Genomic DNA, 22,318 nt, shown 5'->3' with positions numbered 1-22,318 from the left:
GTGCCAGGCAGATGGCATGCAATCTTTTTGGGGTCGCTTCGCAACCCAGCGGGAGCAAGCTCCCTCGCCACGGAATTCATTGTCCAATCGGCTCCGTTACCGGCACCGCCTTGATCACCGCCCTGGGCATCTGCGGCCCGGCAGGCGGCGTCCCCGGGATCGCCCTCGCCGAGGCCGGCAGTTGCGGGGCCTGCATGTCCGGCATTGCCCAGCTGCGATCCGGTTGCAGCAGGCCCTGGGCGCGGCGCATGAAGTCGTAGCGGTTGAGGGTGATGCCGCGTCCCGCCGCGGTGTCGCGGATGATGTAGGGCCGCAGGAACACCATCAGGTTGGTCTTGGTGATCTGCCGCCGTTCGTTACGAAACAGCGCGCCGATCCCGGGAATCGTCGACAGCCACGGCACCGCGTCGTTGCTCTGGCTGTAGCCATCCTGCAGCAGCCCGCCAAGGACCATGATCTGCCCGTCGTCGAGCAGGATGCTGGTGTCGATGGCGCGCTTGTTGGTGACGATACCCGTGGTGCTCGAGGCGCGATTATCGACGCTGCTGACCTCCTGGTAGATGTCGAGCTTGACCGTCCCGCCTTCGGAAATCTGCGGCCGGACATTGAGCTTCAAACCCACCTCCTCGCGGGTCACGGTCTGGAACGGGTTGTTGCTGGTGCCGCCCCCGCCCGTGACGTAGCTGCCGCTGACAAAGGGAATGGTCTGGCCGACGAAAATGCTCGCCGCTTCGTTGTCCAGGGTCAGCAGGTTCGGCGTCGACAGCACGTTGGTGCCGCCCTTGCTCTTCAAGGCCCGGGCCAGGACCTTGAGGTCGAGGATCTTGCCGATGCCGGGAATGTCCACGGTGCCGTTGACCACGCCGAGGTTCAGGCCCTGGGGCAAGACATCGATGCTGGTCTTGCCGTTGAGGTTGAGCCCGCTGCCGCCGAGATTGACCCCACCGATCACCCCGCTGCCACCGAGGTTGCCGGTCTGCCATTGCACGCCGAATTCGCTGGCGTCGTCCTCGCCGACCTCGACGATCAGGCTCTCGATCACCACTTGGGCGCGACGCTGGTCCAGCAGGTCGATGACTTCCCGCAGGTTGCGGTACAGCGGGTCCGGCGCAGAGATCAGCAAGGTGTTGGTGGTAGCGTCGGCCTGGATGGTGACACCGCCGGCGCTGAAAGCGGTGCTCTGTTCGTTTTTCGTCGAAGCGGAGGTTGCCCCGTTGCTGCCCTGGGCGTAGCCGTTGCCGCTGGTCGACGCACTGCCGCTGGTGGTGCTGCCGGTGCCATCGCCACTGCTGCCCTGTCCACTCTGTCCGTTGGTATTGGCGCCCATGCCACTGAGGACCGAGCGCGAGTTGTCGTTGCCCTCGCCTTCGCTTTCCCCGGTGAGCAAGCCGCGCAGGGCCTGGGCCAGCTTGCCGGCCTGGGCATTGCGCAGGTACACCACGTGCAGGTTGCTCGGGTTGTTCTGAGCGTTATCGAGCTTGTAGATCAGGTTGCGCGCCAGCTCCGTGCGCTCGGGGCTGCCGGCGCGGATGATGATGGAATTGGAGCGCGGATCGCCGATCACGTTGATCTTCTGGGTCTGGTCGCCGCCCTGGGTTTCCAGCAGGTCAGAGACCATTTGCGCGATGTCGACGGCGATGCCGTTGTGGATCGGCACCACATCGGTGTCGATGGCACTCGGGGTGTCGATGCCTTCGATGAGCTGCGCCACCCGCGACAGGTTTTCGGCGTAATCGGTGACGACAATGGTGTTGTTGCCCGGGTAGGCATTGATCGGGTTGTTCGGCGACACGATCGGGCGCAGCACCGGAATCAGGTTCACCGCGTTTTCGTATTGCAGGCGGAAGGTGCGCGTCAGCATGCCGTTGCCGGCCGGTTTGTCGGCGCTGTAGATCGGCCCACCCAACAGCTTGGCATCGGCCTCCGGCACCACCTGGGCCACGCCGCCCACGTCTACCACGCTGAAGCCTTGCATGCGCAGCGCGGCCAGCAGCATGTCGTAGGCCTGGTGAGCCGGGACCTGGCCTTCGGAAACCAGCGTCAGGTTGCCCTTGACCCGCGGGTCCACCAGGAACTGTTGGCCAGTGGAACGGGACAAGGCCCGCACCACCGCCTGGATATCCGCCTCGACGAAATTCAGCGTCACCGGTTGATCCCCCAGGGGCGTGCGCGCCGGCGCATTGCTGCGGGGCTCTCGGGCACGGGCGGTGAGATCGACCTGATGCCGCACCGCGGGCTTGCGCTCACGCAGGTCCTGGGCCCGCTGGCGATCGAGCAATGCATCGCCGCTGCGCTGGGTACTCCCCAATGGAATACCCAGCTCGCTGTCCACCAGCAACGGTGGCTGCGACGCGGGCGGCGTGCTGTTGCACGCACTCAACGCCAGCAACAACAGCGGCGCGGCCTTGCGCCAATGACGTGGGTATCGGGCCCCTTTCATGAAGCTTCCTTAGCGCTTTGCGCCTGATCCATGCGAACGGTTCCGGACAGTGTGCCGGCGCTGTTGTCGAGGTTGTCGTGGTTATCGGGATTGGCAAGGGCAGTGCGCTGTAAACGGGCTTCGATCACCTCCAGGGAAAATTGCCGTGGATTGCCCAGCAGCCAGCTGATGACCGCCTCCGCCGGGGCCTGGTCGAACGTGAGCTGCCAGGCGCCGGGGCGCTCGGTACCGGGCGCTTGCAATTGGTAGTGCTGGCTCAAGCCGCTGGCGTCCAGGCTCTGGCGCAAGGCGGCTTCAAGGGGCAGGCCTTGCGCCGGCCCGGCGACGTCACGCAACAGCACTTCGAGGGCCTCGGTCTGGGATCGCAGCTTCGGGGTTTCGGCTTGCCAGTAGGCGATGGTCTTGAGCGGTGGCTGGATCAGCGCGAGCCAGACCAGACAGCCGCCCAACACCAGCGCAGCCAGGGCCACGGCGGCTTGTTCGCGCACGGCAAGCCCCTGCCAGAACGTGCGCAAGCGCGTGCGAAAGGTTTGCCAACGGACCCGCGCCAGTGCCAGGGAGTGCTTATTCATCGTCGGTGTCCGGGGTTTCGTCGGAGGCGTCCTGCGTACCCTGGCCGGCCGGGGCCACCCGCAGGCGCCAGCCCTGTTCGATGGCGGCGACGTCGATGCCGGCCTGGGCCAGGGGGATTTTCCAATCCTCTTCGGCGGCGGTTTTCTGCGCCTCGGCCACGACAGTCAGGCGCAACTCACCGTTCTCGAACACCAACGCCTGGACATTGCCGCTCATGAACGGCATGGCGCTGCCCGCCTGCTGCACCAGGCTGGCAAAGCGCTGGGCCGGATCGGTCGCCGCACCGCTCTGGCGCGCAGCGATCTGCTGGCGAGCCTGTTGCAGCGGGTTGAGGATCACTGGCAACTCGGGAAACGCCTGTTTCACCCGCTGGCTCATCTGCGCCTTGAGCCGTTGGCCCTGGGCCGCTTCGCGGGCTGCATAGAGGTTCAACCCGACCACCCACACCGCCAGCGCTGTCGCGCAGATCGCCACCGCCCGGCCCCAACCACCGCGCTCGACGGCGTTGCGTGCCAGACCGGCATGCAAACCCCAGCCCGGTGCCGGGCCAGTCCAGCGCTGGCTTTCAGCCAAGGTGTCGAGGGAAGATTTGGGCGGCGCGGCGCCGATCCAATGCAGCCCAGCCCCCGTTTCCAGTAGCCACTCGTCCAGCGCCTCCTCCTGCAACGGTTGCACCACAGCGTGTTGCAGGCCATGGCGCACCAGCAGATGGTCGTCCTCGATGCAGGCCACCGGCCCGGACAGCACCGGCAAGGCGTAGGCCGCCGGGTAGAGGCCACGCAGTTTCATGCCGGCCTGGTGCACTAGCCGTCCGAGATTGGCGAGGGATTCACGGTCCAGCCAGGCGATCTGCACCTGCCCGTCAATGTCGCGCGGGCTATGGGCCACCTGCATGTGTTCGCTGGCGCCGAGCATCAGGGCCTGGGCCGCGCACGTCACCGCGGCGCTGATCTTGGCCGCCGGCAACAGCGGCAACTCCAGGCGGGTCAACACGCTGTCGCGGGGATGAAGAAAACACTCCACCGAAAGGTTTTTACCACTCTGGCCCAGCGCCCGAAGGCTGCTGCGGCCTTGCTCACGGACCTGGCCTTGGCGATCCAGCCAGGCAAACGCCACCGGGCTGTCGAGGTCCAGGCTGTCCAGCGGCGCCAGGGCGATGCGCAAGCGCGTCATACCCCCACCCTTGACCAGATCACCTGGGGCAAGCGGTCCTCGGTGCGTTGCAGCAAAGCTTCCAGTTCGACCCGCCGCTGACCACTGCGCGCCTGCCCCCGCAGACGGAACCAGTCGCTGGTGATGCCGACCTTGACGCTGGCGGTCTCCAGCTCCGGCATGCGCAGGCGATTGACGAAATCCCCGCGGTTGATAAACCAATGGCCGCCGTCACGCTCCCTGACCAGTGCCTCGGCCCGTTGCAGCGACAGCCCCGGCACGTAGGCGGCCAGCACCGGGGCACTGGCGGTGTTGCCATTGAGCCAGGTGTTGGTGGGCAGGATCGTCACGTAAGGCGCCAGTGTGTCCAGCAACCGCGTGGTGACGCCTTTGACGCTGCGCAAGTCTTGCAAGGTGCGCAGCATCGGCCGCGTCGGGGCCAGCGGCGTGTTGTCGGCCTGGGGCGAGGTTTCGCGGCCGCTGTTGAAGGTATTGGCCTTTGGCGCCTGGTCCACCCGCTGCGGACTCAACAGGCGCGGATAGGCCTCGACCACCCTTTCGACGATACGCGTGCGGACCATCGCGGCCACGCCCAATTGCTGGCACAGGCGTTCGAAGGCGCGCACTTGTTCCTCGTCCACCCGCTCATTGGCGACGAGGTTGCGCAGGTTGAACTTGCCTTGCTCATCTTCCAACTGGCCTTCGAACGGTGTGTCGATCTGGCCTGAACCCGGTATCACGATGGGTTTGGCCCAGGGTTGGCCTAAGCGCGTCAGTGGATCGCGCTGGCGGGCATCCCGGAGCAACTGGCGACTCAGTTGCAGACCGCCCTGCAACCGCGCCGTGCCCTGGACGCGCAACTGCTCGGCCTCCAGGCTGCGAGTGAACAGGGTCTGGCGGGTCAGCATGCCGCCGGCGATGACCGCCACCACGGCGGCGATCAACAAGGCACTGATCACCGCCATGCCGCGCTGCTTCGCCGCGAGGGGCGAATCCGTTCGCATCACGGCCCTTACAACTGCCAGGAGCCAATGTCGGCATTCACGCCGTCGCCATCAGGCTGGCCGTCGGCCCCCAGGGAAAAGATATCGACTTCGCCGTTGGCACCGGGGTTGAGGTAGTTGTAGGGGCGGCCCCAAGGGTCGTTGGGCAGGCGCTCGAGGTAGGAGCGCCAGGTGCCGTTTTTCGCATCGGCCGGTTTCTCCACCAGCACCTTGAGACCCTGGTTCATGCTCGGGTAACTGCCGTGGTCCAGGCGATACAGCTTCAAGGCTTGCATCAGGCCGCCAATGTCCTGTTTCGCCGCCGTTGCCCGCGCCTGGTCGGGACGGTCGAGGACCTTGGGCACCACCATCGCCGCCAGGATGCCGAGGATCACCACCACGACCATGATTTCGATCAGGGTGAAACCCCGCTGCCCGCGAGGGCCTTGGGAACGGGCGTTGTAACGGGCGATCTGCATCTCGACGGTCCTTCGCTGGATTCGATTCGAGGCGCAGTGTTGCAAGAAAATATGTCAGTGATATTGAAATTGCTCAGGAGCTTGCGTCGTCAATCGGTCACGAACGCCGACTACCCTTGAAGGCTGCCCTCGCACCCGAGCCCGCGCCATGCCACGCCCTGCTCCGCAAGCCGGCTTCACCCTGATCGAAGTGCTGGTGGCCCTGGCGATCATCGCCGTGGCCATGTCGGCCGCCGTGCGCGTGGCGGCGGTGATGACCCAGAGCAACGGCCTGCTGCGGGACAAATCCATCGCCCTGCTGGCCGCTCGCAGCCAACTGGCGCAGTTGCGCCTGGAAGGCCGTTTTGCCCAGGGTTCCAAAGTGTTCGAGTGCGACCAGGGGCGCTTGCTGCTGCGCTGCGAACAGACCCTGCGCCCGGCGGAAAACGGCCGGCTGCTGCGGGTTGAACTGAGCGTGTCGGACCGCAGTCGCGAAGCCCCGCCGCTGGCTCGGCTGGAGACGTTGGTCAGCCGGGACAAACCTTGAATGGTGTGGATTAACACATCCTCTGTGACGAGGGGTTTATCTGTGGGAGCAAGGCTTGCCCGCGATGCAGGCGCCTCATTTCCTCGGAGACTGCACCGTCTTCATCGCGGGCAAGCCTTGCTCCCACAGCGAGGGCAAAACCACCGAATCCGGCAGCCGGGCCAGGACCAGCCGGGTCTGCTCATTGCCACGTTCGATGACCACCGCCTGCGCCTCGATCGCCACCAACCGTACGCCTTGGGCCACCCTTTCACCCACCAGGAAACTGCGCGGCGGCCCGTCGTTGAGGCTGAGGATCGCCACGGCGGCGTGGGTACCGGCCAGCACGCCGCTGACCTTGATGTCCACCGGTGCCGGCTGGTTGGAGAACCATTGCAACGCCGGGTTATCGGAACGCTCGGCCATGCGCTGCGGGGCGACGTCCGGCGTGCGCGACTCGGCCGAGGTGAGCAGCAGCGAAGACCAGGTCGCCACCCCGGCCAACGCCGCCAACAAGCCCACGACCTGGACGATTTGCGCCGGGGACACACGCTCGATGAACGCCATGGCCTGAATCTCCTTTTTTTGATTCCAACTTGCAGCGTACGCGTCAATTCTCTCCGTTTTATTTCACATCCCTATCATCTTCACCGTGCAGGATGACGCTCACGCAAAGGAGCGCACATGAACCTCGGCAAGCAACGCGGTTTTACCCTGATCGAATTGATGGTGGTGCTGGTGATCATCGGCATCGCCAGTGCCGCCGTGAGCCTGAGCATCAAGCCGGACCCGTTGAAGTTGCTGCGCCAGGATGGCGAACGGCTGGTGCAGCTGTTGCAACTGGCCCAGACCGAAGCACACACCGACGGACGGCCGATTACCTGCCGCTGGGATGCCAAGGGCTTTGGCTTCAGTCGCCGCGCGGACCGGGGCACCGGAGTCGATCGCTTCGAGGACGACCCGCAACTGCGCCGACGTCGCTGGCAGAGTCCGTCGATGGAAGTGCGCGTAGAACCCAGGCAGCGGGTCGTGTTGAATGCCGAATGGATCGGCGAACCCTTGCAGATCCGCTTGTCGGATGGCCAGAACAGTCTCACTGTGCAACGCAGCGCCGCCGGGCGGGTGCAACTCCAATGAGCGCCCGGGAGAAAGGCTTCACTTTGCTGGAGGTGATGGTGGCGATCCTGCTGATGGCGGTGGTCAGCCTGATCGCCTGGCGCGGGCTGGACAGCGTGACCCGTGCCGACAGCCATTTGCAGGCCAGTACCGAGCAGACCGAAGCGCTGCTGCGGGTGTTGAACCAACTGGAGCGCGACGTGGCCCTGCGCGCCAGCATCGAGCTGAGCGAACCGGTCAAACCCGGCGTCGACGACCAGCCCTCGACCGCCCCGCCCGCCCTCACCGTGCGCAGCACCGAAGGTCGGGGCTTTCGCCTGGATGTGATCCGCGTGGCGGCGGCCCAGGAAGGCGAGCTGCAACGGGTGCGCTGGTGGCTCAAGGGCGACACGCTTTACCGCGCCCAGGGCCAGGCCCGCAACCGCTACCCCCTGCCCGCACCCGGCCCGGGCGTGGCCGTGCTCAGTGACGTCAGCGACGCCGGCCTGCGGTACTGGGACACGGAAAAAGGCTGGCGCAAACTCAGCGGCAACCGCCAGGAAAACCCGACGGGCATCGAGGTCAGCCTGACTCGCCAGACACCTCAGGGGGCCGAAACCTATCGACAGGTGTTGGGGCCGCTGGATTAGGCGGTTACTGGAGGACCTTCAAGGCCAGAGCCCAACACAGGCCCCTTGCAGGAGTAAGCTCGCGATAGCGGTGGGTCAGCTTGCATCTGGATTGAGTGTGCCGCCCTCATCGCGAGCAAGCTCAGCTCCCACAGGAGTTCGTGGGGCCCCACAGATTCAGCATCCGCCCACAATCCTCTGTGGGAGCTGAGCTTGCTCGCGATGAGGCCCGCCAGGCATCGCCGGCCTCAGCTCAGCACCACCACCCCACCCGGCAACTCAGTGCATTTGGCGCCGTAGGCATCGCGGATCAACAGCGCCACGCCCGCCAACTGGTCGAGGCGAAACCGTGCCTGGACCTTGCGCTGGCCCAGTTCGCGGTTGAGCAGCAGCAACATGCCGGGACGGTAGCGGTTGATTTCATCGATGACGCTGGCCAGGGTCGCGTCGTTGAACACCAGCACCTGCTCACGCCAGGCAATGGCGGCCGACACATCGGCACGCTTGGGCGCGCCCACCTGGTGAGGGTCGTAAGTCAGTTGCATGCCCGGTTCCAGGCGAAACCGCTGGCCTTGCACCTCGACCTGCACCACACCCTCCAGGCAGGTCGCGCAGACGCTCTGGCCGGTGTAGCGGATGTTGAAGCGTGCCCGGGCGGCGCTGATCCAACCGGTGCCGGCCTGGACGCTGACCACCTGGGCACTGCGCCCCTGCACTTCAATTTCGCCACTGAGCAATTCCAACCCTTGCCCGCCATCGGCCAGCGCGCGACGGCTGAGACGGGTCTGGGTGTTGAGCTCCAGGCTGACGCCCTCGCCCCATTCCACTCGGCGCTGTTCGCCGACGTCGGTGATGTAGTCGGCCCCCAGCCCGGAAACACCGCCGGGCACCGTGGCGCGGATCAGCAGGAAAGCCGCCGATGCCGCGAGGGCGCCACCCAACAACGCCCGACGACCAAAATGCCGAGGCGCCTGCAACGCTGCGGCGGCGGGTTGCAGCCCATGCCACAGCGCCTTGGCCTGTTCAAAGGCCTGCGCATGTTCGGGACTTTGCCCGCACCACAGGCGCAAGGCCCGGGCATCGGCCACGGTGGCGCGTCCCGAGGTCAGCAGGATCAGCCAATCTCGGGCCTCGCCGGCCAATCGGGCCTGGGGCGTGGCATCAGGGGAAGCGATGCTGAAGATGTTCAAGCGCACACACACTCATGAAAGGGTCGGGTCTCTACTCTCAAGACGGTTTTCCCGCGCCGGGACCGAACCGCTGAATGACTTTTCTTTCCAGGCGCAGGGCACAATGCCCCAGCGCCGCCTTGATTTCCTTTTCCACCATGCGCGTGGAAATACCGAAGCGCTGGGAGATTTCCAAGTGCGGCGCTTCTTCCAGGCGGGCGGCGATGAAAATCCTGCGACGGCGCGCCGGCAGTTCGTACAAGGCCTTGAGCAAGGTCTGCAACTCCTTCTGCCCACCGACCACCCGCGCCGGGTCCAGCGCCTCATCCGAGATCTGCAGCAGTTCCTCGATTTCATCGCCCGTGAGCAAGCGCGCATCGGCCTGCCGACGGTCGGCGGCGATGTTCAGGGCCATGCGATACAGATAGGCATTGGGCTGGGCGATGTCCGGCGTGTCGACCATGCGATCGACCCGCAGGTAGGTTTCATGCAGCACGTCGTTGGCCAGTTCCTCGGAGCCCAGGCGCCTGCGCAGGCGCACCCTGAAATCCTCATAGGAGGTGAGGAACAACTTCACCAACGGGCTGCGACCGATGTCTTTCATCGCCCGGACACCCCTTCCCCTGTCATGCATTCCATGCTTTTTCCTGATGAGTCGGGTAACAAAAGCAGGGTCACCGGCTGGCGCAACGAACTGGGCGCCGGACGGTCGATCCTGAGGTTCTGCAAACTGTTGACCAAGGCCTTGTCCCGCATCAGGTCGCCCGTGGAACTGACCAGGCGGCTGTGCTGGACCACGCCGTCCCGGCCGATCCAGACTTGCAGCACCGCCCGAAAACTGCCCGGACGGGTCAACGGTGAACGACATAAATTGCGTTGGATGACCGTCTGGATGGCTGCCGCGTAGTTGCTGTCACTCAAGCCCGGGGTGACGCCGGCAGGCAGCGGCACCTCGCGGACCCGCACCGGCTGCAACGTGAACGCATCCGCCCGGGCATAATGCGCCGCCAGCCCGGTACCGCTGAGCAACACCCGCAACCCTTCGGAGGGGGTGAACCGCCCCTGCACACCCAGCGTCTGGCGCTGGCTCGACAGCTGGTGATCCACCAGCACCGCCATGCCCGTCGCGCGACTGAACTGCTCCAGCGCCGTGGTCAGTTCCTGGGGCGCGATGTCCAGGTCCACCAGGCCCACCGCCTGGATCGGCCCAGCCAGCAGACACAGCAACACCATCAGCCACCCCAAGGGCGCCCTGGTCAATCCACGTCCGCGTCCGCCCCTGGCTCTGCCCTGCTGCACGACTGACGTATCCGTTGAAAATCGTCATCCTGAGGGGTGTTTATGAATGTCGTATGACAACTGATACAAATCCTCCGGGCCGCACTAGACTGATGCCCTGACAACGCACCGTCCGCTGCGACGGGCCAGGAGGTCGGAGATGAAACAGTGGATGAACATGATGGCAGGCCTCGGGCTGTTCATGGCCTTGCCCTGGGCCCAGGGCGAAGAAGCCCCGGCCTGTATCGAGGTGACCGTGGGGGGTTACAAGACCCCCGACTACAACTGCCTGAGTCGGCAGATGGGCAACGACCCCCAGGCCGCGAAGGCGGCGCAACGGGCCCAGGACGCCATGAATGTGCCGGTCAACGAACGCGCACCGAACAGCATCGGCCTGGCCACCCCGGCGGCCACGGGGGTGCGCATGGGCAATACATTCGGCACTTCGGTCAAGCCCCAGCGGCCGCCGACGCCCGCCGACAATTAGCCTTTGCTCAACATCAAACCGCGTTATCGTTCATCGCGAGCAAGCTCGCTCCCACATTGATCCGGGAGAAACACAAAACTCCTGTTCAGACCCACCCCATGTGGGAGCGAGCTTGCTCGCGATAGCGGCCTGCCAGGCGCTAAACGACTGAAAACTCAGCCCCCCGGACTCTGGCGAAAACTCACCGCCAGCCGGTTCCAGCTGTTGATGGTGCTGATCGCCAGGGTCAGGTCCACCAGTTCTTCCTCGCTGAAGCAGGCCCGGGCCTGGGCATAGACGTCATCGGGCACCTGGCTTTCAGCCAACAGCGTCACCGCCTCGGTCCAGGCCAGGGCGGCGCGTTCGCGAGCCGTGAAGAAACCGCTGTCGCGCCATACCGCCAGCGCGTAGAGCCGCCGCTCGGTCTCGCCCTGGCGTCGTGCCTCCACCGAATGCATGTCGGTGCAGAAGGCACAGCCATTGAGTTGCGAGGCGCGGATCTTGATCAGGTGCAGCAGCGCCGGTTCGATACTCAGGCGACTGGTCAGGGCTTCCAGGCCGATCATGGCTCGCATCGCCCCGGGGGATGCGGTGTAGTAATCCAGACGCGGGCTCATGGCGGGCTCCGTGGTGTTCGAGACCTTCACGGTAGGCCCTGGTGCCGGGCAATGACAGGTCCAATTCGGCGAAAAAACCGGGGACAAGTCCAATGGACGGGATTTTCCCCACGCAACTTCTATGCAGTCGCACAATGCGGGTAATCTTGCGCCTTTGACGCCGGCCACCGAACAATCGCCCAGGAGCTTGCGGGTATGGAACTTCATGTTGTCATCAACGGCCGCAAGGACCTGTCGGGCCAGTTGTATCAACAATTGCGCAGCGCCATCGAGAGCGGTCGCCTGGCCGCCGGCACCCAACTGCCGCCCAGTCGCCTGCTGGCCGAGCAACTGGGTGTCTCGCGCAAGACCGTCTCCGACACCTACGCCCAATTGACCTACGAGAACTTCCTCACTGGCATCATCGGCAAAGGCACCTACGTCAATGCGCGTCCGGCCAAAGTCGTGCGCAAGCAAAGCCATCGCGAGCTGGCCGGCGCCGATGTCGTCGAGGCCTGGCGCACCATGCCGGACCTGATGCGCCACCCCACCCTCGAAGGTGCGTTGCGCTACGACTTCATCGGCGGCGCCACCGGCAAGGGTCAGTTTCCGCTGGACGACTGGCGGCGCTGCACCGCCCACGCCCTGCGCCAGATCGCCAGTGCCAAGGGTTTCTACAGCCAGCCCGAAGGCCTGCCGTCGCTGCGCAATGCCATTGCCCGGCACATCGCCTTTTCCCGCGGGGTCAATTGCCAGGACGAAGACGTCGTGGTGTGCAACGGCGCGCAACAGGCCCTGGACCTGATCTCGCGGGTGTTGACCCGTCCCGGCAGCCTGGTGGCCATGGAAGACCCGGGTTATCCGCCGGCGCGCTTGCTGTTCGGCTCCCAGGGCGCCACGGTGGCTGGGGTGCCAGTGGACGAGCAAGGCATGCGGGTAGACCTGATCCCCGACGGCACGCGGCTGATTTATGTGACGCCCTCTCACCAATTTCCCCTGGGCATGCCCATGAGCCAGGCCCGCCGCGAGGCCTTGCTGGCGCGGGCCTATGAGCTGGGGGCGATCATCATCGAAGATGACTACGACAGCGAATTCCGCTACGAAGGCCGGCCCGCCGATTCGTTGCAGAGCCTGGATGAGCGCGGGATCGTCGCGTACGTCGGCACCTTCTCCAAGACCCTGCTGCCGGAGCTGCGGCTCGGCTACGCGATCCTGCCGCCGGCGATCCTTGAAGCGGTGATCCTGGCCAAGCGCCTCACCGACCAGCACACCTCCACCCTGCCCCAATGGGCCCTGGCCAAGTTCATCGCCGAGGGCTGCCTGCTCAAGCACATCCGCCGCTGCCACACCCTGTACGCCGGGCGTCGCGAGCGGATCCTGGCGCGCATGGCCGGGGACTTGTCGCCCTGGTTCGAGGCCGTGCCCACCACCGCGGGCTTTCATATGGCCGTGCTGTGCAAGGTCCCGGTGGATCTGGCGCTGGTGATCGAGCTGGCGAAAAAAGCCGAGGTCGGGCTCTACAGCCTCGATGGTTTTTTCAATGATGTGCCCGTGCGGCCGGGCCTGTTTTTCGGTTTCGGCGCTATCGAAACCCTGGACATCGACATCGCCCTCGACCGTTTACGCGACATTCTGCAGCAGGTGGCCTGAGGATTGGACTGGGCATTTATCCGCCCATTGGCTGTTTGAGCCTCGCGCCGCCAGGCCTATCCTGCACGGGTGTCATTACTCGTGAACACCTCCGTCCGACTTGATTCAGGAGTCTGAAAAATGTCTCGCCAAGTGATCAATACCGTACAGGTGCAAGCCGCCGCCGGGCGCTCGGAAGATCTGGGCCGGCAATTGCAGCAGATCGTCGAAACCCTGCGTGCCCTGCCAGGCTGCGACGCCTATATGGTCGACCGTTGCCCGGACGATGGCGACCGCTGGAACGTCAGCGCCCGCTGGCAATCGGAGGCGGCCATGCAAGCCCACTTCAACTGTCCGGAAGTGCAAGGTTTCATCAGCCTGATCGACAACCGCCTGGCCCGAAGCGTGGATTTCAATAGTTTTCCGATTGTCTGAGCGCTCTTGACCTGTGGCGAGGGAGCTTGCTCCCGCTCGGCTGCGCAGCAGTCGTAAACCGGCTGATGCGGTCTGCCTGGACAGTGGCGGCGTTCCGGTTGGGGCGGCTTCGCCACCCAGCGGGAGCAAGCTCCCTCGCCACGGGGGTACGGGCCAGCCTGATGGAAATTTGCCACCCAACCATTGGTCTACCCACCTTCCGAAAGATTGGACGTTTGCTTGCCCCACCTGGGGGCTTAGGGTGAACCCATCGCCGCGACAGCGCGAAATCACTCGAAATCACCAAGGTCCATACCCCATGAAAACCCTCTATCTGATCGCCGCCCTCAGCCTGCTGCCCATTACCCAAGCCTACGCCCACGAAGCCGCGCCTTCAGAGAAGGTCACGGTGTTGCAGGAACAATTGCTGAAAAACGTTCCAGGCAAAAAAGCCATGATGCTGACCGTCAACTATGCCCCCGGCCAAGCGTCCATTGCCCACAAACACGAAGGCACGGCCATGGCCTATGTGCTGGAAGGCGCCATCACCTCCCAGGTCAAGGGCGAGCCGGCGAAGACCTACAAGGCCGGGGAGTTCTGGTATGAAGCGGCGGGTTCCGAGCACCTGGTGTCGAAAAACGCCAGCACGAGCCAACCGGCGAAATTGCTGGTGTTCATGGTGATGGGAGAGGATGAAGCGGTATTGATACCGCTGAAAAACTAACAGTCGCACTACAAGCCATCCTGTGGGAGCGAGCTTGCTCGCGATGGCGGTGTATCAGTCAAGTTCAATGTCGCTGACCCACCGCTATCGCGAGCAAGCTCGCTCCCACAAGGGTCCACAGTGAATCTTTAAAGCCAAAAAAAAAGCCCCGCATCTCTCAATGCGGGGCTTTTTCATTCAACGCCGGATCAGTCGGGCACCTTGACCGCCTGACCACTCAACGCCAGGTCCAGCAGTTCGCGGTTGGCGACCGCATACATGGCATAGTCGGTACCGCTGGCGGCACGGATGTCCACCAGCATGGCGCGCCAGCGCTCGACCATTTCGTGATGCTGCTCAAGCCACAGCGCCAGGCGGGTTTCCACGTCCTGGGAACCGTCGCCCTCTTGCAGAACCGAGATGGTGATCGCCCGTTGCTGCCAGTCGACGTCATCGCGGAACGCTTCACGGGCCAGGGCCTGCCAGTTGTTTTCCACCGGCAGTGCGCTGATCTGTTGCAGGTACCAGGTGATGTCCAGGGCACTGCCCACGGCGAAGTAAGCCTTGGCCACATCGGCGGCGTTCTGGCCGGTGACGTCGGACGCCTCGATGATCGGCAGCAAGGTGTACAGGTGCGTGGTACCGGCAACCATGCGCGCCAGCAACTCCGGCACGCCAGCGGCCACATAGGCCTGGTAACGGGTCTGCCAGCCTTCACGGGTCGGACCTTCCAGCAGTTCGTCGAGCTTGAGGCCCAACGCGGCCAGGTGCGGACCGAAGTGAGCGACGTCACGAGCCGCGTTCTGCTCGTTGCGACGGCTGCGCAGGAACCAGCGCGTAGCGCGACGGCCCAGGCGCATCAGCTCGTCCATCAGCTCCAGTTGCACGTCGGCCGAGACCTGGTGATCCAGGGCTTCGATCTGCCGGAACCAGTGCGGGAGGTGGAAGATATCGCGCACGATCACATAGGCACCGGCCACGTTCGCCGGGCTCATGCCCGTCGACTCCTTGAGCCGTTGAACGAAGGTGATACCCATGTGGTTGACCAGGTCGTTGGCGATCTGGGTGCTGACGATCTCGCGCTTCAGGCGATGGCGACGCATGGCCTCGGAGAACTTGCTCACCAGCGTCGGCGGGAACGCGGTTTCCATGTCACGGGTCAGGTAATCGTCGTCCGGTACCAGGGAGTTGAGCAGCGCTTCCTTGAGGTCGATCTTGCTATAGGAGATCAGTACCGACAGTTCGGCACGGGTCAGGCCGTGGCCCGCCGCGACACGTTCGGCCAGTTGTTCTTCAGTCGGCAGGAACTCGATGGCGCGGTCCAGCTTGCCCCGGGCTTCCAGATCGTTCATCAGGCGCTTGTATTCGGCGATCCGCACGAAGGCGCGGCGTGCCGCCAGGGACAGGGCCTGGGTCTGCTTGTAGTTGTTGCCCAACACCAGGCCACCGACTTCGTCGGTCATGCTCGCCAGCAACTGGTTGCGTTGCTTGTCGGTCATGTCGCCGGCCTGCACCACTTCGTTGAGCAGGATCTTGATGTTCACTTCGTGGTCGGAGCAGTCCACGCCGCCCGCGTTGTCGATGAAGTCGGTGTTGGAACCGCCACCATTGAGGCCGAACTCGACGCGACCCAGTTGGGTCATGCCCAGGTTTCCGCCCTCGCCCACGACCTTGCAGCGCAGTTCGTTGCCGTTCACACGCAGCGCATCGTTGGCCTTGTCGCCGACATCGGCGTGGCTTTCGGTGCTGGCCTTGACGTAGGTGCCGATACCGCCGTTCCACAACAGGTCCACCGGCGCCTTGAGCAAGGCGTTGAGCAACTCGGTCGGGGTCAGTTTGTCGGCCGTGATGTCGAAGCGTTCTTTCATCTGCGGCGAGATGGCGATGCTCTTCGCGCTGCGCGAGAAGATACCGCCGCCTTCGGACATGATGCTGGTGTCGTAGTCGGTCCAGGCCGAACGCGGCAGGTCGAACAGACGCTTGCGCTCGGCAAAGCTGTTGGCAGGCTCCGGGTTCGGGTCGATGAAGATGTGCAGGTGGTTGAAGGCCGCGACCAGTTGCAGCTTGTCGGACATCAACAAGCCGTTGCCGAACACGTCGCCGGCCATGTCGCCGACGCCGACCACGGTGATGCTGTCTTCCTGGACATTGATGCCGCGCTCGCGGAAGTGGCGCTGCACGCCGACCCACGCGCCCTTGGCGGTGATGCCCATTTTCTTGTGGTCGTAGCCGGCCGAACCGCCGGAGGCGAACGCATCGCCCAGCCAGAAGCCGTAGTCGATGGCGATGCCGTTGGCGATGTCGGAGAAGGTCGCAGTGCCCTTGTCCGCCGCGACCACCAGGTACGGGTCATCGTCGTCATGGCGCACGACGTTGGCCGGCGGTACCAGCGCGCCGTCCTTCAGGTTGTCGGTGATGTCCAACAGGCCCGAGATGAAGATGCGGTAGCAGGCGATGCCTTCGGCCGCGATCTCGTCCCGGCTGCCGCCCAGCGGCAGGCGACGTGGCAGGAAACCGCCCTTGGCGCCCACCGGCACGATCACCGAGTTCTTCACTTGCTGGGCTTTTACCAGGCCCAGCACTTCGGTGCGGTAGTCTTCTTCACGGTCGGACCAGCGCAGGCCACCGCGGGCAACGTTGCCGAAGCGCAGGTGCACGCCTTCGACCCGTGGCGAGTAGACGAAGATCTCGAACTTCGGTACGGGCTTGGGCAGTTCCGGGATCAGGTGCGGGTTGAACTTGAAGCTGAAGTAGGACTTGTTCTGGCCGTTGGCGTCGGTCTGGTAGAAGTTGGTCCGCAGGGTGGCCTTGATCAGGTCCAGGTAGCGACGCAGGATGCGGTCTTCGTTGAGCACCTGGACGTCGTCCAGGGCCGAGAGGATCGCCTGCTCCAAGCGCAGTTGCTTGTCTTCCAGGTCATCGCCGCTGAGCTTGCGCGCCAGGTAGAAGCGGGTCTTGAACAACCGGGTCAGCTCGCGAGCGATGTCGGTGTGGTTGTTCAGGGTGCTGGCGATATAACCCAGGTCGAAGCCCAGGCGGATCTGCTTCAGGTAACGGGCGTAGGCACGCAGCAGCGCCACGTCGCGCCATGGCAGGCCGGCGGTCAGCACCAGGCGGTTGAACGCATCGTTCTCGGCATCGCCACGCACGATGTGGACGAAGGCGTCCTGCAAGGTGTCGTTGAGTTGCTGGATGTCCAGGTCCAGGCCTTCGGCGGCGGTGAACGCGAAATCATGAATCCAGAACTCGCGGCCGTTGGTGTGGCGCAGGCGATACGGGAATTCACCCAGCACGCGCAGGCCGAGGTTTTCCAGGATCGGCAGCACGTCGGACAGCGCCAGCGGCGTGTCGGCGTGATACAGCTTGCAGTGCAGCTCGCGCTGGCCGGAGACCTGGCCCAGCGGCTGGTAGAAGCTCATGACCAGCGGGTTCTTTTCGTTCAGGTTCAGCAGGTGCTGCATGTCGACCACGGCCGAGTGCGCGGCAAAGCGCTCGCGGTAGCCGGCCGGGAAGCCTTTCGGGAAATCCGACAGCACGTTGGTGCCCTGGGCTTCGCCGAAGCTTTCGATGACCAGGCTGGCGTAGTCGTCCTTCCAGCTGCGGCAAGCCTGCACGACTTCTTTTTCCAGCAGCAGCGGGTCGATGTCCAGGCGGTTCTTCGGGTCCACCCGCAGGATCAACTGCACACGGGCCAGTACGGATTCGGAGAAGAAGGTCCAGAACTCGCAGTCCGAGGCCTTCAGGCGATCCATCAGCACTTGCTGGATCTTCTGGCGCACTTCGGTGGAATAGATGTCACGTGGCACGTAGGCCAGGCAGTAGCAGAAACGGCCATACGGGTCTTTGCGCAGGAACACGCGGATCTTGTTGCGTTCCTGGATCTGCACGATGGACATGACAGTGCTGAACAGCTCGTCCACCGGGGTCTGGAACAGGTCGTCACGGGGCAGCACTTCGACCACCTGGGCCAGTTCCTTGCCCAGGTGCGCCTTGGCCTGGAAGCCCGAGCGACGCTCGATTTCCGCGACCTTGCGACGGATGTACGGGATGACCCGCACGCTCTCGCCATACACCGAAGAGGTGTACAGGCCCATGAAACGGCATTCCTTGATGACCTTGCCGCTGGCGTCGATTTCGCGGATCGACACGTAGTCCGGGTAGGCCGGACGGTGCACGCGGCTCGGGTGCGCGGCCTTGGCGAACGACAACAGCGTCGGTTCGCGCAGGTAGGCGACGGCGTAGTCTTCGATGCGCAGGTCTTCGGCGGTCAGGCCGGCGCGCAGCAATTTGGTCAGGCCGAGGAACGAATCGGGGTCGTATTCGATGTGACCGCCGTCGGCCTCATCGCGCACCACGAACTCTTCGTAGCCCAGGAAGGTGAAGTGGTTACCCACCAGCCATTCCAGGAAGCTCTTGATCTCGCTCTTTTCATCAGCGTCGATGGCGTAGGCGCTGCTGTCCAGGCTGTCGAGGATTTCCTGGACCTTGGCTTTCATCGGTTCGAAATCAGCCACGGCCACGCGCACTTCGCCCAGCACTTGCTCAAGTTCCTTGCTCAGGACGTTGAGTTCGGCGGCGTTGGCGCAACGGTCGATTTCCAGGTACATCAACGACTCTTGCAGGATGTCGTCGCCCTGGGTGCCTTTTGGCAGGATTTCCAGCAACTCGCCCTTGCTGCCGCGACGCACGCTCAGCACAGTGGTTTGCAGGGTATGGATGCTGTAGCCGCGACGGTTCAGCTCGGTGCGGACCGAGTCCACCAGGAACGGCAGGTCGTGGTGCAACACTTCCACGGCCGTGTGGGTCGACTGCCAGCCGTGGCGTTCGTAATCGGGGTTGTAGACGCGCACCTGTGGTTGCGTGTGATCGAAGCGCTCAAGCAGGCGCCAGGCAGACAGGGTGCAGCCGGCGAGGTCGGACAACCGGCGCTGGGTAAGTTCATCGAGGGAAATGATGCCGAAGAATTGTTCAGCGAACAGCGCCACTTGTGGCAGTGCCTGTTCACTGATGTGCTGCGCCAGTGCCGCTTGCAGTTGGTGCTGGAAGTCGGCTTTGCTGGCTGCGGTGAAGAACGCCATCTGTGGTACTCCGCTTGGGCTTGTTATTGATTGAAGCGTCGCGTGCAACCCCTGCGGGGCTGTCGGCCATCCCGTTCCTGATTCTCGGGCAGAGGAAACAGGATGACAGGTGGGTGAAGCTGGACAGGACCCGCAGGTCACATCCTTTTCCATGTAATTTCATGTCATGGACACCTGCCAAAACCACCCTGGGGTGGCCTTGGCAGGTGCACATCCGTTGCGCAGCTTAACGAGTGCGACAACCTGCCTGCTTGCAGCGCTGCGACATATTCGGTCATCGGCTAGCTAAACAGCCGGTACGCACCGAACAACCCTAGCAGGCTGGGGGCCAAACGGCACCCCGAGGCGGTAAACCAGCAGAAAATCCTTCGGGCTGGCAGAATCCACTTTTTGCACCCCGCAGGTGCACTCGATCCTGGAGCCATCACCATGCAAATGACCACCGCCCTTCTGATCGCCAACCCGTGTGATGAAGAAGAAGACAACATGGCCATGCTCTGCTGCCACAGCGCCCAGGGCGAAATGTTCCTGATGACGCGCTACCCCGACGAAGACGAACTGGAAATCGCCCTCGATGGAGAGCCTTCGACACTGGACGGCGTCAAGGTCACCCTCAGCCCGACCCGCTTGCTGATTGAAATTGCCCCGGCGGATGCCGATGCGCTCAACGGCGACGATGTGCTGGAGATCACCCACGACACCGATACGGCGGACTTGGCGGAAGTGGAACTGACGCTGCAGAACATCCTCAAGGGGACGGGGACCTATATAAGCCAGCTCTGAGATCCGGACACGAACACGCTCCTGTGGCGAGAAATCACTGCATCCGCCTTTATCCGTCTTTCTTCACGAGATTGCCATCGGCGTCATAAACCAGGTACTCGTAACTGTTATTCGGATCCCTCACGTAATAACGAGCCTCATTGCCGTTATCCGGCACGTCCAGGCTGGTGTAGGACCCCAGTTCCTTGATCACCTTGTTGTCCCGACTGATCAAGACCAGGCCGGAACCACCATCGGCCCGGATGGCCGCGGCGTAGTGGGTCTGGAACGCGCTGATCTGGTTGTAATCCAGCGGGACCTGCAACCTGCCCGCCAGATCGATGGCACCGTAGCTGCCATCGCGTCCGACCACCGCCATGCCGTTGGAAAACGGCGTCACTTCGTCATATGGCAGCTTGATGGGTAGCCGCGCGCCCTGGCGATCGATAAAAGCGAATTTCCGGCTTTTAGTGTCCTGCACCAGCAGCGGTTGTTGCCCGACAAACCGGCCTATCACGTTGTCACCCTGAGGGTTGATCCGTTTACCTTGCAGGTCGAACACGTCTTGACGACTCCGATCGGCGGAGCTGGCGTAGAGCAACCCCTCGCGGTACTCGATGCCCGAGAACTGCGTCGGTAGGATCTCTTTGCCGTCCAGGGTATAGGCGCCGTACAGGCCTTCCATGACATCGGTTCGCTTGCCGAGACGGGCGATGAACACGTTATCGGTCACAGTAGGGTTGACGAATTTCATCGGCAACACGAAACGATGACGCTTGGCATCATAGAGCCCGTAAGGGCCGTTGGTTTCGCGCTCCACCAACAGCAGGCCATTGCTCAACGCCTCGGTGATGTATTCGAACGGCAGGTCTACGAGTTTGTTGCTACCAGCGGGGAAGTAGGCGAGCTGGCTGCGCAACGCCTGCCACTCCGACTCCGGGTCGATGGACTTCTCCGGGGAAAACAACGTGTAGGTATCGGCCATCTGGCTATCTTGCACCTGCACCCAACGGGGCTTGATCAACCACTGGCCAGCCTGATCGATGAAGCCGTAGCGCTCGGCGTTCCGGTCCAGGGCGATGTAACGCGCTTGCGCTGCAAGGACGTTGTCGACCTGGGCGAACTCAACGGTGTTGTCTTCCATCGGATCGAGCACATGGATGACGATACGTTGCGGGGTGGCCTCGAATCGATAGTCGACCTCGGTGTTTTTCAACGGCCCCACCTGAGCGGCCAGCGCCTCGGTCAAGCGCTGCAATTGCTGTTGCACCGCCTGGCCGGTCTTGAGCTGCTTGAGATCGTCCTTGGTCTGCAACAGCGCGTTGTAATACGCATGCAACGCCGCGATATCGCCATCGGAGGGGAACGCCCGGGAGTTGTTACCGTTGCTGTAGAGCGCCCTGCCCGCGTCATCCAGCCCCTGCACCACGAAGGTCGACAATTTCGGTGTACTCAACCGCACGGACGCGCTGTCATCACCCAGGGCAGTGAGCTGGAAGGACTGACCGCCGTCCAGGGTCACTTTCGGGTGATCCTTGTCCAGTACCACTTGCTTGAACGCCGGGTAGCTGCGGTAAGCGACCGTCAGGCCGAGACTCGCCAGGGATTTGTTCACCGACAGGGCGAAGGCGTCATGGGACGAGATCGTGTCGTCGGACTCGACCTGGGGCGACACCTTGAGCTCGGCGAAGGTTGTTTCGCTGCCATCGCGAAAACGCAGGCGCTGCGGCAGGTACTGCTCGGCCGCCGGCTCCTCCGGCGTGGCGGCGCGCTTCCAGAGCGGATCGAGGCGGCTGGTATCGAGCCGCACCTCGGAACCCTCGGCAAACAACCGCTGGGTAAAACGCAAGCCTTGAATCGACGCCAGCTCAGCTTTCAGTTGCGCGCTGGTGAACGGGACAAACAGCGGCTCGTATTGCAATGGCTGCTCGTCGTCGGGCTCGCTCGTCGAAAGGGTCAGGCTCAATTGCGCGTCGCTGATCAGCTCCAGGGACCTGAGGGTTTCACCGGTGTCCTGAATCAAGTAATTGAGGCGTTTTTCCACCTCGGGCGCTGCCAGCGTACCGATGTCTTCCATGCCCCCTTCGTTCAGTTGCTCGGCGGCGAAACCTTCATCTACCGGCGCGCCGCTGTGGCGTAACAGGTAATAGGATGCACAGCCCACCACCAACAAGGTCACACTCAGTATCGACAGCAATCTCAAACGAGGCTGGGTAAAATTCATGGTGGTTTTCGGCAGTCAAAGGGCTGGGGAGACAGGCAGCTAACCACACGGCCTTGCGCGCTGCAAATCGCCTGGGTGGCCCGGTTCTGATGAAGACCTGTCTGGATCGTCGCCCCTGTGCGACGCAAGCGAACCACCGCTGG

20 protein-coding genes are annotated in these 22,318 nt (G+C 63.6%); 8 read left to right on the top strand and 12 right to left on the bottom strand.

Features of this window, described 5'->3' with window-relative positions; translation table 11 throughout:
• Positions 1-76: 76 nt before the first annotated feature.
• Genes gspD through gspG form a run of 5 tightly spaced genes read right to left on the bottom strand, consistent with a single transcriptional unit; the run spans position 77 to position 5,627 of the window.
• The gene (gene gspD / locus J4E53_RS11840) at positions 77-2,440 is read right to left on the bottom strand and encodes a type II secretion system secretin GspD (RefSeq protein WP_103310407.1); all 2,364 of its coding nucleotides are present in this window, start codon (positions 2,438-2,440) and stop codon (positions 77-79) included.
• The gene (gspM, locus tag J4E53_RS11835) at positions 2,437-3,012 is read right to left on the bottom strand and encodes a type II secretion system protein GspM (protein ID WP_060742022.1); all 576 of its coding nucleotides are present in this window, start codon (positions 3,010-3,012) and stop codon (positions 2,437-2,439) included. The genes gspD and gspM overlap by 4 nt, the downstream gene beginning before the upstream one ends.
• Positions 3,005-4,186, bottom strand: coding sequence for a type II secretion system protein GspL (gene gspL, locus J4E53_RS11830; protein ID WP_103310406.1), 1,182 nt, complete (start codon positions 4,184-4,186; stop codon positions 3,005-3,007). Before gspL ends, gspM begins: the two co-directional genes overlap by 8 nt.
• Positions 4,183-5,169 carry a type II secretion system minor pseudopilin GspK gene (gene gspK, locus J4E53_RS11825; protein WP_103310404.1) on the bottom strand — a complete coding sequence of 329 codons (987 nt, stop codon included), beginning with the start codon at positions 5,167-5,169 and terminating at the stop codon, positions 4,183-4,185. Before gspK ends, gspL begins: the two co-directional genes overlap by 4 nt.
• Positions 5,170-5,177: 8 nt before the next feature.
• A complete protein-coding gene (gene gspG / locus J4E53_RS11820; protein ID WP_060742020.1) occupies positions 5,178-5,627 on the bottom strand; it encodes a type II secretion system major pseudopilin GspG in 450 nt (149 codons plus the stop codon).
• 148 nt (positions 5,628-5,775) lie between these two features.
• On the opposite strand from gspG, the gene gspI reads away from it, so the two are divergent.
• Positions 5,776-6,153 (top strand): type II secretion system minor pseudopilin GspI, encoded by a 378-nt coding sequence (gene gspI, locus J4E53_RS11815; RefSeq protein ID WP_060742019.1) that lies wholly within the window; start codon positions 5,776-5,778, stop codon positions 6,151-6,153.
• 75 nt (positions 6,154-6,228) lie between these two features.
• On the opposite strand, the gene J4E53_RS11810 is transcribed toward gspI, so the two are convergent.
• The gene (locus tag J4E53_RS11810) at positions 6,229-6,699 is read right to left on the bottom strand and encodes a type II secretion system protein N (protein ID WP_060742018.1); all 471 of its coding nucleotides are present in this window, start codon (positions 6,697-6,699) and stop codon (positions 6,229-6,231) included.
• 117 nt (positions 6,700-6,816) lie between these two features.
• Here J4E53_RS11810 and gspH point away from each other — a divergent pair, with 117 nt between their 5' ends.
• Positions 6,817-7,269: a type II secretion system minor pseudopilin GspH gene (gene gspH / locus J4E53_RS11805; protein ID WP_103310403.1), complete on the top strand. Its 453-nt coding sequence runs from the start codon at positions 6,817-6,819 to the stop codon at positions 7,267-7,269.
• Positions 7,266-7,877, top strand: coding sequence for a type II secretion system protein J (locus J4E53_RS11800; protein ID WP_092198309.1), 612 nt, complete (start codon positions 7,266-7,268; stop codon positions 7,875-7,877). The genes gspH and J4E53_RS11800 overlap by 4 nt, the downstream gene beginning before the upstream one ends.
• Positions 7,878-8,104: 227 nt before the next feature.
• On the opposite strand, the gene J4E53_RS11795 is transcribed toward J4E53_RS11800, so the two are convergent.
• Genes J4E53_RS11795 through J4E53_RS11785 form a run of 3 tightly spaced genes read right to left on the bottom strand, consistent with a single transcriptional unit; the run spans position 8,105 to position 10,258 of the window.
• Positions 8,105-9,046: a DUF4880 domain-containing protein gene (locus J4E53_RS11795; protein WP_103310412.1), complete on the bottom strand. Its 942-nt coding sequence runs from the start codon at positions 9,044-9,046 to the stop codon at positions 8,105-8,107.
• Between the two features lie 37 nt (positions 9,047-9,083).
• Positions 9,084-9,629, bottom strand: a complete 546-nt coding sequence (locus tag J4E53_RS11790; RefSeq protein ID WP_103310401.1) for a sigma-70 family RNA polymerase sigma factor — start codon at positions 9,627-9,629, stop codon at positions 9,084-9,086.
• Positions 9,626-10,258 carry a secretin and TonB N-terminal domain-containing protein gene (locus tag J4E53_RS11785; protein WP_060742014.1) on the bottom strand — a complete coding sequence of 211 codons (633 nt, stop codon included), beginning with the start codon at positions 10,256-10,258 and terminating at the stop codon, positions 9,626-9,628. Before J4E53_RS11785 ends, J4E53_RS11790 begins: the two co-directional genes overlap by 4 nt.
• A gap of 205 nt (positions 10,259-10,463) precedes the next feature.
• On the opposite strand from J4E53_RS11785, the gene J4E53_RS11780 reads away from it, so the two are divergent.
• Positions 10,464-10,790: a hypothetical protein gene (locus J4E53_RS11780; RefSeq protein WP_060742013.1), complete on the top strand. Its 327-nt coding sequence runs from the start codon at positions 10,464-10,466 to the stop codon at positions 10,788-10,790.
• Positions 10,791-10,945: 155 nt separating this feature from the next.
• Here the strand turns inward: J4E53_RS11780 and J4E53_RS11775 are convergent, their stop codons facing one another.
• Entirely contained in the window at positions 10,946-11,386 is a 441-nt protein-coding gene (locus J4E53_RS11775) for a carboxymuconolactone decarboxylase family protein (protein ID WP_060742012.1), read from the bottom strand.
• 195 nt (positions 11,387-11,581) lie between these two features.
• Here J4E53_RS11775 and J4E53_RS11770 point away from each other — a divergent pair, with 195 nt between their 5' ends.
• The 3 genes from J4E53_RS11770 (at position 11,582) to J4E53_RS11760 (ending at position 14,132) form a co-directional block, all read left to right on the top strand.
• Positions 11,582-13,015, top strand: coding sequence for a PLP-dependent aminotransferase family protein (locus tag J4E53_RS11770; protein ID WP_092473724.1), 1,434 nt, complete (start codon positions 11,582-11,584; stop codon positions 13,013-13,015).
• 120 nt (positions 13,016-13,135) lie between these two features.
• Positions 13,136-13,429: a putative quinol monooxygenase gene (locus J4E53_RS11765; protein WP_103309747.1), complete on the top strand. Its 294-nt coding sequence runs from the start codon at positions 13,136-13,138 to the stop codon at positions 13,427-13,429.
• 298 nt (positions 13,430-13,727) lie between these two features.
• A complete protein-coding gene (locus J4E53_RS11760; RefSeq protein WP_103309751.1) occupies positions 13,728-14,132 on the top strand; it encodes a cupin domain-containing protein in 405 nt (134 codons plus the stop codon).
• 188 nt (positions 14,133-14,320) lie between these two features.
• Here the strand turns inward: J4E53_RS11760 and J4E53_RS11755 are convergent, their stop codons facing one another.
• Positions 14,321-19,189, bottom strand: coding sequence for an NAD-glutamate dehydrogenase (locus tag J4E53_RS11755; protein WP_103309753.1), 4,869 nt, complete (start codon positions 19,187-19,189; stop codon positions 14,321-14,323).
• Positions 19,190-19,618: 429 nt separating this feature from the next.
• Between J4E53_RS11755 and J4E53_RS11750 the strand changes: the two genes are divergently transcribed.
• Positions 19,619-19,972 (top strand): hypothetical protein, encoded by a 354-nt coding sequence (locus tag J4E53_RS11750; protein WP_092168782.1) that lies wholly within the window; start codon positions 19,619-19,621, stop codon positions 19,970-19,972.
• A 49-nt stretch (positions 19,973-20,021) separates the two neighbouring features.
• Here the strand turns inward: J4E53_RS11750 and J4E53_RS11745 are convergent, their stop codons facing one another.
• Entirely contained in the window at positions 20,022-22,175 is a 2,154-nt protein-coding gene (locus tag J4E53_RS11745) for a WG repeat-containing protein (protein WP_103309755.1), read from the bottom strand.
• Positions 22,176-22,318: the final 143 nt, after the last annotated feature.

It is taken from the genome of Pseudomonas sp. FW305-28, assembly GCF_017351395.1.
In the GTDB taxonomy this organism is placed as follows: Bacteria; Pseudomonadota; Gammaproteobacteria; order Pseudomonadales; family Pseudomonadaceae; genus Aquipseudomonas; species Aquipseudomonas fluorescens_AA.
The sequence above is the reverse complement of the archived record's forward strand: the minus strand, read 5'-3'. Positions and strand labels throughout refer to the sequence as shown.

Coding starts and splice junctions, on each gene's coding strand:
- gspD (WP_103310407.1), bottom strand. CDS start 2,440: ATGAAAGGGGCCCGATACCCACGTCATTGGCGCAAGGCCGCGCCGCTG.
- gspM (WP_060742022.1), bottom strand. CDS start 3,012: ATGAATAAGCACTCCCTGGCACTGGCGCGGGTCCGTTGGCAAACCTTT.
- gspL (WP_103310406.1), bottom strand. CDS start 4,186: ATGACGCGCTTGCGCATCGCCCTGGCGCCGCTGGACAGCCTGGACCTC.
- gspK (WP_103310404.1), bottom strand. CDS start 5,169: ATGCGAACGGATTCGCCCCTCGCGGCGAAGCAGCGCGGCATGGCGGTG.
- gspG (WP_060742020.1), bottom strand. CDS start 5,627: ATGCAGATCGCCCGTTACAACGCCCGTTCCCAAGGCCCTCGCGGGCAG.
- gspI (WP_060742019.1), top strand. CDS start 5,776: ATGCCACGCCCTGCTCCGCAAGCCGGCTTCACCCTGATCGAAGTGCTG.
- J4E53_RS11810 (WP_060742018.1), bottom strand. CDS start 6,699: ATGGCGTTCATCGAGCGTGTGTCCCCGGCGCAAATCGTCCAGGTCGTG.
- gspH (WP_103310403.1), top strand. CDS start 6,817: ATGAACCTCGGCAAGCAACGCGGTTTTACCCTGATCGAATTGATGGTG.
- J4E53_RS11800 (WP_092198309.1), top strand. CDS start 7,266: ATGAGCGCCCGGGAGAAAGGCTTCACTTTGCTGGAGGTGATGGTGGCG.
- J4E53_RS11790 (WP_103310401.1), bottom strand. CDS start 9,629: ATGAAAGACATCGGTCGCAGCCCGTTGGTGAAGTTGTTCCTCACCTCC.
- J4E53_RS11785 (WP_060742014.1), bottom strand. CDS start 10,258: ATGGTGTTGCTGTGTCTGCTGGCTGGGCCGATCCAGGCGGTGGGCCTG.
- J4E53_RS11780 (WP_060742013.1), top strand. CDS start 10,464: ATGAAACAGTGGATGAACATGATGGCAGGCCTCGGGCTGTTCATGGCC.
- J4E53_RS11775 (WP_060742012.1), bottom strand. CDS start 11,386: ATGAGCCCGCGTCTGGATTACTACACCGCATCCCCCGGGGCGATGCGA.
- J4E53_RS11770 (WP_092473724.1), top strand. CDS start 11,582: ATGGAACTTCATGTTGTCATCAACGGCCGCAAGGACCTGTCGGGCCAG.
- J4E53_RS11765 (WP_103309747.1), top strand. CDS start 13,136: ATGTCTCGCCAAGTGATCAATACCGTACAGGTGCAAGCCGCCGCCGGG.
- J4E53_RS11760 (WP_103309751.1), top strand. CDS start 13,728: ATGAAAACCCTCTATCTGATCGCCGCCCTCAGCCTGCTGCCCATTACC.
- J4E53_RS11755 (WP_103309753.1), bottom strand. CDS start 19,189: ATGGCGTTCTTCACCGCAGCCAGCAAAGCCGACTTCCAGCACCAACTG.
- J4E53_RS11750 (WP_092168782.1), top strand. CDS start 19,619: ATGCAAATGACCACCGCCCTTCTGATCGCCAACCCGTGTGATGAAGAA.
- J4E53_RS11745 (WP_103309755.1), bottom strand. CDS start 22,175: ATGAATTTTACCCAGCCTCGTTTGAGATTGCTGTCGATACTGAGTGTG.